Source organism: Paenibacillus phytorum, assembly GCF_013141715.1.
In the GTDB taxonomy this organism is placed as follows: domain Bacteria; phylum Bacillota; class Bacilli; order Paenibacillales; family NBRC-103111; genus Paenibacillus_E; species Paenibacillus_E phytorum.
The window spans coordinates 71,353-84,701 of record NZ_WHOA01000247.1; the positions used below are offsets into that span (position 1 = coordinate 71,353).

Sequence of the window (13,349 nt, forward strand, 5' to 3'; positions counted from 1 at the left end):
GACATCATCCCTTCTGATTGGCATTCGCTGATATCCGTTCATTGCCACCAATAAGTACAATTTCCCCTTTGCCATCTACCACAGCACCGTCTTCAACGACCGTGTTTTCGCCGATAATCGCTTTGTTAATCGTAACGTTATTACCAATTTTGGCATTAGGCATAATGACGGAGTCACGAATCTGGCTTCCTTCGCCAACCTGTACACCGAAGAACAATACCGAGTGATCGACATCTCCGAATATCGCGCAGCCTTCATTAACGAGTGAACGCTTAATATTCGCAGTTGGTGCCACATATTGAGCCGGCTGGTAAGGATTCTGGGAGTATACCCGCCAGTCCTTATCATTTAAATTAAGCTCATTATTGTCGTCCAGCAGGTCCATGTTTGCTTCCCATAGACTATCGATCGTACCTACATCTTTCCAGTAGCCTTCAAAAGGATAAGCGAACATTCTCGCCTCATCTTTCAGCATCATTGGAATAATATCTTTCCCAAAATCTTTGCTGGAGTTAGGATTTTCCTCATCCTCGATCAGATAAGATTTCAATACGCTCCAATTAAAAATATAAATACCCATCGAAGCCAAATTACTATTCGCTTCTTTCGGTTTTTCTGCAAATTCAATTATTTCTTGTTTGTCATTGACGCTCATGATACCGAATCGGTTCGTTTCCTCCCATTTAACTTCAATGACAGCAATCGTTGCGTCGGCTTTCTTCTCTTTGTGGTAAGACAGCATCAGATCATAGTCCATTTTATAGATGTGATCACCCGAGATGACCAAAACATATTCGGGATCATATTGCTCAATAAAGCCGATATTCCGATAAATGGCATTCGCGGTTCCTTTATACCAATCCCCGCCTTTTTGCTCCATGAACGGCGGCAAGACCGTCACACCACCATATTTGCGGTCAAGGTCCCATGAACTTCCAATCCCAATGTAAGTATTGAGTACGAGAGGTTGATACTGGGTTAGGACACCAACTGTGTCGATCCCTGAATTCGTGCAATTGCTGAGGGTAAAATCAATGATACGATACTTCCCGCCAAAATGAACGGCTGGCTTGGCTAAATTGTTCGTCAGAACGCCTAATCTTCGTCCTTCTCCTCCAGCGAGGAGCATGGCAACACATTCTTTACTGCGCATATCTGATTTCCCCCTTCAACTTCGTCAATCACAGTTTGGAATTCACTCACACATTTTATATAAACAGCCGCAAGCGGCGGAATACACAACGCTAAACTATTCGGCAGCCCGTGCCATGAACGCTTTTCACTGGATATTGGCTCTGAGTTACCTTGACCAGAACCACCAAACTCGGGTGCATCGCTGTTAAATACGACTTCGTACACACCGTGCCGTGGAACGCCAATTCGGTAATCCGGATGTACCACAGGGGTGAAATTACAAACGAGAATCAAGTCATCCTCAGGCATTTTCCCTTTGCGCATAAAGGTCACAACGCTCTGGCTCTCATCATGAGGGTTGATCCACTCGAACCCATCCTGATGATGATCCAGCTGCCACAATGCCGGTTGGTCCAAATAAAATTGATTAAGTGCCTTGACATAATGATGCATTTGACTATGTTTTTCATAGCCTTCAAGTAGAAACCAATCAAGTTCTTCAAGATCTTTCCATTCGTCGAATTGCCCGAATTCACTGCCCATAAACAGCAGCTTTTTACCAGGGTGACCCGTCATATATCCATATAGAACGCGAAGGTTAGCAAATTTCTGCCAATAATCGCCTGGCATCTTATGAAGAAGTGAACGTTTGCCATGCACCACTTCGTCGTGTGAAAGCGGCAGTACATAATTTTCACTAAAGGCATACATGAATGAGAACGTGATCAGCTTGTGATGATACTTGCGGTTAATAGGATCTAATTTCATATAACGTAGCATATCGTTCATCCAACCCATGTTCCACTTATAATTAAATCCGAGTCCTCCATCGTGGACAGGCGCAGTAACGAGCGGCCAATCGGTAGAATCCTCAGCCATCATCAGCGCATCAGGGTAGAAGGAGAAGACAGCCTGATTCAGCTTGCGCAGGAATGCGATCGCTTCGGGATTATCATCCCCACCCCATTGATTCTTGATCGGTTCCTCGCTCCATCTTCCAAAATTCAAATGCAGCATAGAAGCCACAGCATCCACTCTAATCCCATCAATATGATACATGTCCATCCAAAATACAGCATTTGAGATTAAGAAACTTTGAACCTCAGGTCGACCAAAATCAAAAGTAAGTGTGCCCCATTCCAGCTTCTCGGCTTTGCGTGGGTCTTCGTATTCATACAGAGGCTTCCCATCAAACTGCCTGAGTCCATGACTGTCCTTACAGAAATGGCCAGGGACCCAATCCATAATGACCCCAATCCCCTTCTGGTGACACCGGTCAACGAAATGCATGAATTCCTTCGGAGTACCATGGCGGCTAGTAACGGAGAAATAGCCTGTTGCTTGGTAGCCCCAAGAACGGTCAAACGGATGCTCTGCGAGCGGCATTAATTCAATGTGCGTATATCCCATTTCAACTGCGTAATCGACTAGCTCTTCAGCAAGCTGATCATAGGTATACAAGTCTTCACTATGTCGATCCTTTTTGCGCCACGTACCCAGATGAACCTCATAAATAGATAGTGGCTTATTATAAGCAGGGTTTTCCTTTTTCTGCTGCTGCCATGCCTGATCCTTCCATTCATAACCATCTAGATCAACAACACGCGACGCGGTACCCGGACGTAATTCCGAATAAAAGGCATACGGGTCTGCTTTCAACAAAATCTGACCCGTTTCGCTATGAATTTCAAATTTGTAATAATCGCCTTCACTTGCTTCTGGAACGAACAATACCCATAAGCCAAGCGTACTAAACTTCTCCAAACGATGTGTCCCAGATTGCCAACTGTTGAAATCACCAAGCAAGTAAACCTGTTTGGCATGAGGTGCCCATACGGCAAAACGAACACCCTCTTGCCCTTTTGTTTTGCTTACATGCGCCCCTAAGATGCGATAACTGTGGTAAAGGGATCCTTCATGAAGCAGAAACAAGTCTTCTGAGCTAGGTATACCAACATTTGCCCCCACGTTATCCCTCCTTAAATCAACCTGAATTCGTCAAAACTGGATTTTACTTATAATCGCCTTACGTTACAAATACAACAACCAGGCAAAGAATCCTTCATTTTTACATTAAAAAAAAAAAGGAAATTACTCAACCCTTGGTGAATTATTTTAAGGACATTATATCGAGAGGTGGAACACAAATAATGAAAGATAAAGTAAAGGGACTTATAGTTGGTTTAACGATCGGTTCCGTATTAAGCGGGACTGTAGCATTTGCAGCAAACAGTCAGATTGAAGTCGCATTCCGAAGTCTTAAGTATATGTTTGACGGTGTTGAGAAAGCACCTTCCGAAGCTAAAGGCTTTATCTACGAAGGCTCAACCTATGTACCACTTAGATTTGTAAGTGAAGCGCTTGGGAAAAAGGTCGAGTGGGACGAAGAAAATGAAACCATTTGGATCGGTAACAATCCTAAACAAGTGGTTGCAACTTACAAGGGTGGAACAGTGACCAAGGGTGAATTTGATACCTTCTTTGCTTTGCAAGCGCTCTTCAATGCAGGCCATGCTGCTTCTAAAGATGACCCTGAGTATCAAAAAAAGATGATCACACAGCTCATTCAAAACCGTATTCTTTTCGGTAAAGCATCTGAGGCCGACCAGAACGCTGCCAAAGACGGTGCTGTTAAACAAATCACTGCTTGGAAAAGCCAATTTGGCGAGGCGAAATTCCTCGACGATTTGAAAAAGGTAAACACGACAGTTACTGATCTTCAGTACTTTCTAGTGGGCAGCATCGGCGCACAAAATTATATCAAGTCCAGCATTTCCGATGCCCAATTAAAAGCCAAATATGATGAAACTCTCAAAGTCGATAAAGATGCTTATACCATTGCCTCTGTGCGCCACATTTTGATTGGGTTAAACGACCCTACAAGCTCAGCGGACAAACCTCTTCGTACGAAAGAGGAAGCACTCAAACGAGCAAAAGAAGTACAACAAAAGCTTAAGAACGGTGAAGATTTCGCCAAGCTGGCCAAAGAATTCTCAGATGACCCAGGCTCCAAAGATGCAGGCGGTCTTTATGCGGATGCCGATGTAAGTCAATGGGTACCTGAGTTTAAGAAAGCAGCTATCGAGCAGACGATTGGAACGATTGGTGATCCCATCGCGACAGATTTCGGCTATCACGTTATCAAAGTAGAAGCTAGATCCGTTAAATCCTTTGATTCTGTGAAAGAGCAGCTGAAAGCTTCGCTTGAACAAGAGCAATTTCAACAATTTGTAGAAAAAGAACTGAATGGTTTGATTGAAAAGATCGATTTAGGTCAATAAATGGTGTACAATGAATGTTTGTTAAAGTATACAAGTTGAAGGATGGAATGCAGCATGTTTTATGCAAAAGACTGGGTTGATTATGAGCTCCTCGATACCGGCGGCGGCGAAAAGCTCGAACGTTGGGGCACGATCGTCCTAAGAAGACCAGACCCACAAATCATTTGGCCGTTACAAAAAGAAACACCGGCATGGCGTCAAGCTGACGCCCATTATCACCGCAGCGCAAGTGGCGGCGGACAATGGGAGCAGCACGCTGAGCTTCCAGAACGCTGGACGATTAACTATGACCAGAAGTTGTCCTTCTATATTAAGCCAACCAGCTTCAAGCATACGGGCTTATTCCCTGAGCAAGCAGTCAACTGGAAATGGATGATGGACAAGATCCAAGGAGCCGGACGTCCGATCAAGGTACTAAACCTGTTTGCTTATACAGGTGGAGCCTCACTGGCTTGCGCTTACGCAGGTGCCGAAGTTTGCCATGTGGATGCCTCCAAAGGAGTCGTTCAATGGGCAAAGGAAAATCTGCATCTGAGTGGCCTAGGCAGCCGTCCTGTTCGATTTATCACGGATGATGTTTTCAAATTCGTACAAAGAGAACAGCGCCGCGGAAGCAAATACGATGCGATTATCATGGATCCTCCTTCCTACGGACGCGGACCTAATGGTGAGACTTGGAAATTAGAAGATGACCTCTTCCCTTTCATTGAAACCTGCCAATCGATTCTCACGGACAATCCGTTGTTCCTGTTGATCAACTCTTATACAACGGGGATCTCGGCAACTGTGCTCCAGAACGTCTTAAGCATGGCGATGAAATCCAAGCATGGCGGCACGATCTCCAGTGGCGAAATCGGCCTGCCGATCACCCATTCCGGCTTGATGCTCCCTTGCGGCATTCTGGGACGCTGGGAGGCGTAACGGTGGCAGCATCTAGAGATGGCTCGGGAGCATCACAAGTTCCGATACTGTTCGAAGACAACCACATTCTTGTGGTTGAGAAGCCCGTCAACATGCCTACGCAGGAAGACGATTCACGTGATCCTGATCTGCTGAATGTGCTGAAGGCAGATCTGAAGTACCGTCATAACAAGCCCGGCAATGTGTACCTCGGGCTTGTACACCGGCTTGACCGTCCCGTTGGCGGCGTGATGGTATTCGCCAAAACGTCAAAAGCCGCGTCCAGGCTATCTGACGCGGTAAGAACGAGGCAGCTCGACAAGACGTACGTTGCCGTCGTGCATGGCAAGCCGCCACAGCCGTCCGCTACGCTGCGCCACTTTCTTTGGAAGGACACACGGACGAATACCGTCAGTGTGGTCAGAGAAGGCCAGCAGGACGCCAAGGAGGCTGTGCTGGACTATAAGCTGCTTGGCAGCCAAGACGGGCTCAGCTTGATCCAGATCAAGCTGCACACCGGGCGGCCGCATCAAATCCGCGTGCAGCTGGCAGCCATCGGCTGCACGCTCTATGGCGACCAGCGCTACGGCAGCGCGGTCAACAAGCCCGGCCAGCAGCTTGCGCTGTGGGCCACGGCTCTTGCCTTTGAGCATCCAACGCTCAAAGAGACGCTGCGCTTTCGGTCGCTGCCGCCGATGCAGCGGCCCTGGAGCGAATTTACACTCCCAGAGTTGTAAATTCTTGCACACAACTGGGTCGCTATTAATTGGCGACCTTCCCAAGCAAATAAATAAGCAATTTCTGATTATGGGCGGAAACGCGGCTCAGGTACGAATCCAAAAGTTGTTCCCGGATTCTCATACCTCTCTCGCATTCCGCCTTTCCTTTTTCCGTGACGTTGACCCAAACGATACGGCGGTCCTTCTCATCCCGCTCCCTTGCGATCAATTCACTTTTCTCCATCCGATCTAACAGTGTTGTCACAGCTGCAGGCGTTGTGGATAAATATTCGATTAAATCAGAAGGCTTCATCCGTTCATTCGTCATAAGCAGCTCCAACACGTTAAGCTGTCCTTCTGTAATGGTAGGTGCTAATCCTACCTCCATCTGGTTTTTCAATTCCTTAGACAATTTCAACCATAGCTTCCCAAATTCATCGGAATACAACCTCATCAACTCGCTTCCAACATCTCCTAAGGCAAGTATAGCACGCCTTTTCTTTGGTTTAAAGGTTAATGCCATTAATATTTTCAGACAAAAGCTGCACCGTTTGAGACATGCTGTGGCTTGCTGTCGATCCCTCCATTACTTTGTCCGATTAGCAAGAAATCGCCCAAGCTTCTCGACTTCTTTTAACACCTCGCCCACTACTTACATATACTGTGATGCAGGTATGTACCGTTTTTTTTCAAAAGAAAACTCAAAGGAGTGGTTTAAGGTGGAAGCTTGGAAAATAGAGCTTGGTAAAAAGGCACTAGAGGCTGGCATAATGAAAGACCCACAGTGGCTGGATCGATTAGACGAACCGATGCCCCTGTGGGTCCTATTGGAGTTAGCTTTTATGCTCATTGAGAAGCTGGATCCACCTACAATCAGCTATGATTGAGGAAATCTCAAGATCTCTACAATCGCTTCTGTTTTGGAAACAGGTATAAGTTGTTTACCTTGTGCTTTTCGATCCTCCAGAGGTGCTGTCTCTGTTGAGAAACGCAGCTTCTCCCCATTACTCATGACAGCCGTAATGAGATAATCCATTTTCACGATAAATGTGCGTATTAACGCTGAACCATTAGGTCTCACACGCTTGCCTTCTTTAAATTCGAAGGTAAGTATGCCCTTCCCGCCGCGTCCTTGGATGGGATAATCCACAACTAGGGAACGCTTCGCATACCCGAGGTCCGAGATGACCAACACTTCTCCCTCATCCCCATAAATCCACTCGGCCGAGACGACTTCATCGTCTTCCTTGAGCTGGATGCCGCGCACACCCGCGGCCCCACGGCCCATCGGGTTTACTTCCTCCTCACGGAAACGGATACTCATGCCCTGCTTCGTGACAAGCAATATTTCTTTTGTATTGTCACTTAGGTGTACATGAAGGACTTCGTCATTCTCACCGAGCTTACAAGCAACGATTCCGTTTGAGCGGTTCGTCATATATTCTTTCAGCTCTGTACGTTTCACTTGTCCTTTGCGTGTGACGAACACAAGCGACTTAGTCGGATCCTCAAAGCCCTTCACCGGAATAACGTTTACAATGCGATCTTCCTTGGCAATAGGAATGACATTCACAATCGCGGTTCCGTTCTCTTTCCACTTATACTCCGGCACTTGATGGACAGGCAATAAGTAATATTGCCCCTTCTTCGTGAAGATCAACAAGCTTTCGATCGTATTCACGTCGAGCAGGAAGCGCAAGTAATCGCCATCCTTCAGTCCTGTATTCTCTAGCTCTCCACCTGATCGTGTGAACGAAAGCTTGCTCGTCCGTTTCAAGTAACCTTCATTGGACAACGTAACAAGGACGTCTTCCGCGTTCACGAGTACCTCAAGATTAACCTTCAGTTCCTCTACTTCACCTTGGATATCCGAGCGGCGGTCGATGCCATACTTCTTACGGATTTCGCCCATTTCATCTTTAATTACACCTAACAGCTTCTTCAAGCTGCCAAGAATTCCACGTAAATAAGCAATCGTTTTCTCTACATCTTTCAACTCTTTTTCAAGCGTTGTGATTTCTAAATTCGTTAATCGGTATAATTGCAAAACAAGAATAGCATCTGCTTGACGCTCTGAGAATCCAAACTTCTCAACAAGGTTGTTTTGCGCATCCTGACGATTCTTGGAAGCCTTAATCGTTGCGATAACTTCGTCCAAAATGTTAAGGGCTTTGACAAGTCCCTCTAACACATGTGCGCGGTCTTCGGCTTTCTCGAGCTCATATTGGGAACGGAACGTAACAACTTCCTTCTGATGTCCAATGTAAGCTTCAAGAATTTCACGAATACCCAATTGACGTGGTGCTTTATTCACAATCGCAACCATATTGAAATTGTAGGTTATTTGCAAGTCCGTCTTCTTCAGTAAGTAAGCCAAAATACCCTTGGCATCGGCTTCTTTCTTAAGCTCCACGACAATTCGCAACCCATTACGACCGCTTTCATCGCGTACTTCGGCAATTCCTTCGATTTTCTTCTCAAGGCGAATATTCTCCATAGCTGTAACCAGACGAGATTTGACAACTTGATAAGGGATCTCCGTGATTACAATTTGTTGTCTGCCGCCGCGCATATCTTCTATCGCTGTTTTGGAACGTATGTAAATACGGCCTTTTCCCGTGCGATAAGCTTCGCGAATGCCTTCTTCACCCATGATAATGCCGGAAGTCGGGAAATCCGGTCCTTTGACGATCGTCATCAACTCATCGACTGTGATCTCAGGCTTGTCAATCATGGCTGTGCAGGCATCAATGATTTCACGTAAATTATGCGGTGGAATTTCTGTTGCGAACCCAGCTGAAATCCCGCTGACACCATTCACGAGTAAGTTCGGATACCGTGCAGGGAGCACAACGGGCTCCTTCGTGGAATTATCGAAGTTATCCTTGAACATGACTGTACGTTTCTCAATATCACGCAGAAGTTCCATCGCGATCTCAGAAAGTCTAGCCTCTGTGTAACGCATTGCTGCCGGCGGATCATCATCCAGTGAACCCCAGTTACCATGGCCATCCACGAGTGTGTGGCCCATCTTCCACGGCTGCGCCATACGAACCATACCATCATAAATGGAGGCATCTCCGTGCGGATGGTAATTCCCCATGACATCACCGACGGTTTTGGCCGATTTGCGATAAGGTTTATCAGGGGTATTGCCAGAGTCGTACATTGCGTACAATACACGTCGTTGTACTGGCTTCAAACCATCCCTTACATCTGGAATCGCGCGATCCTGAATAATATATTTAGAATAACGCCCGAAACGATCGCCAACGATCTCCTCCAGAAAGGCAGGTAAAAACTCTTCTAATATGTTCAACTTTCAGTCACCACTCTTTTTGGTCTACTCTACATATTCGGTAAAATCGACGTTCTCGATAATCCACCGCTTGCGTGGATCTACCTTATCGCCCATTAATGTTGTTACACGTCGTTCCGCTTTAGCAGGATCTTCAATCTGTACCTGCAGCAAGGTACGGCTTTCCGGATTCATCGTCGTTTCCCACAACTGCTCCGGATTCATCTCACCAAGACCTTTATAACGCTGCAGCTCGGTGTTCTTACCAAGTTCTTTGACAACAACCTGTAGTTGATCGTCGGTCCAGGCGTACTTGTATCCGCCATTCTTGCCTTTTCTTGTCACTTTATAAAGCGGTGGTTGTGCGATGAACACTTTACCCTGATCAATCAATGGCTTCATATAGCGGTAAAAGAAGGTCAAAAGCAGAACCTGAATGTGAGCACCATCCGTGTCTGCATCTGTCATAATAATAATTTTACCGTAATTCATTTCTTCTGCTTCGAATTCAGAGCCAACTCCAGCCCCAATGGCGGCGATGATCGCTTTGTATTCATCATTTTTCATGATATCGAGAAGCTTGGATTTCTCGGGATTCATCGGTTTTCCTTTGAGCGGTAAAATAGCCTGGTGCTTGGAGTCACGTCCTTGCTTCGCTGAACCGCCTGCGGAATCTCCTTCGACAATGAACAGCTCATTACGCTGCAAATCCTTCGATTGTGCAGGGGTTAGCTTACCATTCAGGTTCGAGCTCTCACTCTTCCCTTTTTTACCGCTGCGAATTTCTTCCCGCGCTTTACGAGCAGCTTCCCGTGCTTTGGAAGCTTGTACAGCCTTCTTCAGCATCATTTGCGCGATTTGCGGATTTTCCTCCAAGAAAACAGTCATTTTATCAGAAACAACCGCATCCACTGCACTTCTTGCATTAGCGCTTCCAAGCTGATCTTTCGTTTGCCCAACGAATTCAACATCGCCCATCTTGATATTGATAACAACCATCATTCCTTCACGAAGGTCGGTACCATCAAGATTTTTTTCTTTTTCTTTGATAATGCCCCCTTTACGGGCATATTCATTCATGACGCGTGTATAAGCTGTTTTGAACCCAGTCTCATGGGTACCGCCGCCGCGAGTAGGGATTGAGTTTACAAAGGAAGCGATCGTTTCCGTGTAGCCATCATTGTATTGCAGGGCCACCTCTACTTCGATTTCATCCTTTTCTGAAGCAAAGTGAATCACAGGATGAAGAACTGTTTTTTCCTCATTCAGGAATTCAACAAATTGACTTGCGCCACCCTCATATTGAAAAGTATCTAGCTTATCCGACCGTTCGTCTTTCAAGTTTACGAGAAGTCCTGAGTTGAGGAAAGCAATTTCTTGCAGACGTTCAGCTAAAGTATCGTAGTTTATGGTTGTTCCGCCTTGAAATACGCGTTTGTCAGGCTTGAAAGTTACTTTCGTTCCTGTGCGATTGGTATTTCCTACGACTTCAAGTCCAGTAACTGGTTCACCAACATGCTCGATTCCTGCATTGTCAACCCAATATTCAAAGCGCATTTTGTGCACCTTGCTATCTCGGTAAATTTCTACTTCCAGCCATTCGGATAGAGCATTTGTTACCGATGCGCCAACACCATGAAGTCCGCCAGACTTCTTGTAGCCTGTTCCACCAAATTTACCGCCGGCATGTAAGATCGTAAATACAACTTGAGGAGTGGGCACGCCGGTCTTATGCATACCGGTTGGAATCCCCCTACCATTATCCTGAACCGTAATGGACTGATCTTTATGTATCGTCACATTAATCTTGGAACAATGTTTGGCAAGATGCTCGTCAACCGCATTGTCCACGATCTCCCAAATCAAGTGATGTAGACCCGATGCACTTGTACTACCAATATACATCCCTGGTCTTTTACGAACCGCTACAAGACCTTCCAGGACTTGTATATCATCAGCCTCATAATTCGATGTTGGGGCTATTCCTTTCGCAAATTCTAGCTGCTCGGACATTGAAGCCCTCCTTTATCTAAGTTAACCGTTAATTCAAAACATCTTTTCGTGAAAATACCGTAAATGAAACGATGAGTGAAGCGATCGCCCACACACTTAAAACGCTAAGTGAGAAGGTCAAGTCCATCCCTTTAATTGGCGGAAGGCCTCCAGTTAAATATTTGGTTAAGTCCAAATTGACCATAAACAAATATTTCGCAGTTTCCCAAGATGACACCATGTTCGAAAGAATGGTTCCTGATATTAATACGGCAAGCATGACCCCCATACCTGCTGCTGTGGAACGAATGAGAACAGATAGCATCAGTGACATAAGTGCTACAACTAATGCTGAGAACCAAACTAATCCAAACTCCATGATAAGAAAGAACCATTGATCAACTGCACGTACAAGGCTGAAATCCACTTCTGTGCCTGTCAGCTGAATACCTGTAAAAACAGGCATCGTCCATCCGTTATAGCCGAAAACAACACCAGAAATCAAATAACATAAGACACCAGTGGACAATACGGTTAGCGAAGTAAAGAAGACTACCGTAATTAATTTACTCAATAGGATTTTCCATCGCCGGACCGGTCTTGTCAACAATAATTTAATAGTCCCCGTAGAATGCTCAGATGATACGATGTCAGCGGAAATGACCATGATAATGAGTGGAATGAATAAACCAACCGCATTTTTCACAAACTCGCGTGTAAAAGTAACCGCATTCGGTGTACTCGGATCTACATCCTTTTCAAGATAATAGTTAGCGATTTGAATTTGCACTCTAAGCTGTTGTTTCCACTCATCCGGCGTTCGAGCTGAGCTTAAACGCTTTTCCCAGTCGGCAATTTTCTGCCGTTGGTCCGCCTTCCAGTCTGTTGTACCAAACTGCTTTTGTGTATTTTGGGCAACTCGCATTTGAGCATAAGTGAACATAGGGATTAATGCAAGAAGTATAAGTAGGATAACATAAAAGCGTTTTTTCTTAATCATTTTAATACATTCATTCTTAACAAGGGCATATAAACTAAGCAATTCTTTCACCTTCCCCTACTCAATTCTTTCACCCTCGGTTAGGCTCAAGAACAAATCTTCCAGTGTTGGATTTTTGATTTCTACAGCAAAGAGGCTAATTCCTGCTTCCATCAAATGCTGACTTACCTGCGGAACGTTTTCCTTGTCCATTTGTGTAACGATTTGCTTCACCGCCAGTGGTAAGCCTAATGGACTTTCTAGAGAAACTTCCTCAATGGCTTGCACGAGTGGCGACGCCTTTAAAAGCCCCTCGGCCTTGTCGGCCGGAGACACGGACCACACGACTTTGCCGCCTTGAGCGACCAAATCATCGACGGCTCCCACTTTGATGACTTCACCATGACTAATGATGGCTACACGATGGCACATTTGCTGAATCTCGCTAAGCAAGTGGCTGGACACGAACAAGCTAAGTCCACCCGCTGCCAAACGTTGAATGAACTCCCTCATTTCCTTAATCCCTTGTGGATCGAGACCATTCGTCGGCTCGTCCAATATCAATAAACTAGGTCGCCCAAGCAGTGCCTGTGCAATACCAAGCCGTTGACGCATACCAAGGGAATAAGTACGTACCTTATCGTGAATACGTTGATCCATGGAGACGATCTCAACAACCTCTTGGATTCGTTTCTCATCGACATTCGGCAGCATTCTTGCAAAATGCTCGAGATTTTCCCAACCTGTTAAATAGGAATATAACTCGGGATTCTCGACAATGCAACCGACATGCCGCATCGCTTGATTATGCTCCTTGTGAACATCGTGCCCACAAATCTGAATAGACCCTTCAGTCGGACGTATTAAATCAACGAGCATCCGAATCGTCGTTGTTTTGCCCGATCCATTGGGTCCTAGGAAACCAAAGATCTCACCCGCGTATACATCAAATGAAATCCCTTTAATAATCTCTTTATTTTTAATTCGTTTTTTTAAATTTTTCACAGATAAAACCGTTGTTGGAACTGCTGCTACAGCCATCTGCT

Annotated in this window: 11 protein-coding genes; 4 read left to right on the forward strand and 7 right to left on the reverse strand. The window is 45.6% G+C overall.

The genetic code is table 11. The features are described 5' to 3' along the window. Nucleotides 1–4 precede the first annotated feature (4 nt). Together GC098_RS37070 and glgB are read right to left on the reverse strand one after the other, a co-directional pair. Nucleotides 5–1,153, reverse strand: coding sequence for a glucose-1-phosphate adenylyltransferase (locus GC098_RS37070; RefSeq protein ID WP_171649329.1), 1,149 nt, complete (start codon nucleotides 1,151–1,153; stop codon nucleotides 5–7). Further along, nucleotides 1,096–3,102, reverse strand: a complete 2,007-nt coding sequence (glgB, locus tag GC098_RS37075) for a 1,4-alpha-glucan branching protein GlgB (protein WP_171649330.1) — start codon at nucleotides 3,100–3,102, stop codon at nucleotides 1,096–1,098. The genes GC098_RS37070 and glgB overlap by 58 nt, the downstream gene beginning before the upstream one ends. Nucleotides 3,103–3,284: 182 nt before the next feature. Here glgB and GC098_RS37080 point away from each other — a divergent pair, with 182 nt between their 5' ends. The 3 genes from GC098_RS37080 to GC098_RS37090 are packed head-to-tail and all read left to right on the forward strand — an operon-like array spanning nucleotide 3,285 to nucleotide 6,052. Continuing rightward, entirely contained in the window at nucleotides 3,285–4,415 is a 1,131-nt protein-coding gene (locus GC098_RS37080) for a peptidylprolyl isomerase (RefSeq protein WP_171649331.1), read from the forward strand. Between the two features lie 54 nt (nucleotides 4,416–4,469). After that, nucleotides 4,470–5,336 (forward strand): class I SAM-dependent methyltransferase, encoded by an 867-nt coding sequence (locus GC098_RS37085; protein WP_171649332.1) that lies wholly within the window; start codon nucleotides 4,470–4,472, stop codon nucleotides 5,334–5,336. 2 nt (nucleotides 5,337–5,338) lie between these two features. Beyond that, complete coding sequence (locus GC098_RS37090; RefSeq protein ID WP_312880582.1) at nucleotides 5,339–6,052, forward strand: RluA family pseudouridine synthase; 714 nt, start codon at nucleotides 5,339–5,341, stop codon at nucleotides 6,050–6,052. A gap of 25 nt (nucleotides 6,053–6,077) precedes the next feature. On the opposite strand, the gene GC098_RS37095 is transcribed toward GC098_RS37090, so the two are convergent. Further along, nucleotides 6,078–6,482 (reverse strand): MarR family winged helix-turn-helix transcriptional regulator, encoded by a 405-nt coding sequence (locus tag GC098_RS37095; RefSeq protein WP_057301854.1) that lies wholly within the window; start codon nucleotides 6,480–6,482, stop codon nucleotides 6,078–6,080. Between the two features lie 271 nt (nucleotides 6,483–6,753). On the opposite strand from GC098_RS37095, the gene GC098_RS37100 reads away from it, so the two are divergent. Beyond that, a complete protein-coding gene (locus GC098_RS37100; protein WP_154669521.1) occupies nucleotides 6,754–6,921 on the forward strand; it encodes a hypothetical protein in 168 nt (55 codons plus the stop codon). Here GC098_RS37100 and gyrA read toward each other — a convergent pair. Genes gyrA through GC098_RS37120 form a run of 4 tightly spaced genes read right to left on the reverse strand, consistent with a single transcriptional unit; the run spans nucleotide 6,912 to nucleotide 13,344 of the window. Beyond that, the gene (gene gyrA / locus GC098_RS37105) at nucleotides 6,912–9,353 is read right to left on the reverse strand and encodes a DNA gyrase subunit A (protein WP_171649333.1); all 2,442 of its coding nucleotides are present in this window, start codon (nucleotides 9,351–9,353) and stop codon (nucleotides 6,912–6,914) included. The two genes, GC098_RS37100 and gyrA, sit on opposite strands and share 10 nt — an antisense overlap. Before the next feature lie 24 nt (nucleotides 9,354–9,377). After that, the gene (gene parE / locus GC098_RS37110; RefSeq protein WP_171649334.1) at nucleotides 9,378–11,345 is read right to left on the reverse strand and encodes a DNA topoisomerase IV subunit B; all 1,968 of its coding nucleotides are present in this window, start codon (nucleotides 11,343–11,345) and stop codon (nucleotides 9,378–9,380) included. Nucleotides 11,346–11,373: 28 nt separating this feature from the next. After that, complete coding sequence (locus tag GC098_RS37115; RefSeq protein WP_029193094.1) at nucleotides 11,374–12,366, reverse strand: DUF2705 family protein; 993 nt, start codon at nucleotides 12,364–12,366, stop codon at nucleotides 11,374–11,376. 15 nt (nucleotides 12,367–12,381) lie between these two features. Continuing rightward, nucleotides 12,382–13,344, reverse strand: coding sequence for an ABC transporter ATP-binding protein (locus tag GC098_RS37120; RefSeq protein WP_171649335.1), 963 nt, complete (start codon nucleotides 13,342–13,344; stop codon nucleotides 12,382–12,384). Nucleotides 13,345–13,349: the final 5 nt, after the last annotated feature.

Excerpts from the sequence above, each read along its gene's own strand:
- GC098_RS37070 (WP_171649329.1), bottom strand. The coding sequence starts at position 1,153 with ATGCGCAGTAAAGAATGTGTTGCCATGCTCCTCGCTGGAGGAGAAGGA.
- GC098_RS37080 (WP_171649331.1), top strand. The coding sequence starts at position 3,285 with ATGAAAGATAAAGTAAAGGGACTTATAGTTGGTTTAACGATCGGTTCC.
- GC098_RS37085 (WP_171649332.1), top strand. The coding sequence starts at position 4,470 with ATGTTTTATGCAAAAGACTGGGTTGATTATGAGCTCCTCGATACCGGC.
- parE (WP_171649334.1), bottom strand. The coding sequence starts at position 11,345 with ATGTCCGAGCAGCTAGAATTTGCGAAAGGAATAGCCCCAACATCGAAT.
- GC098_RS37120 (WP_171649335.1), bottom strand. The coding sequence starts at position 13,344 with ATGGCTGTAGCAGCAGTTCCAACAACGGTTTTATCTGTGAAAAATTTA.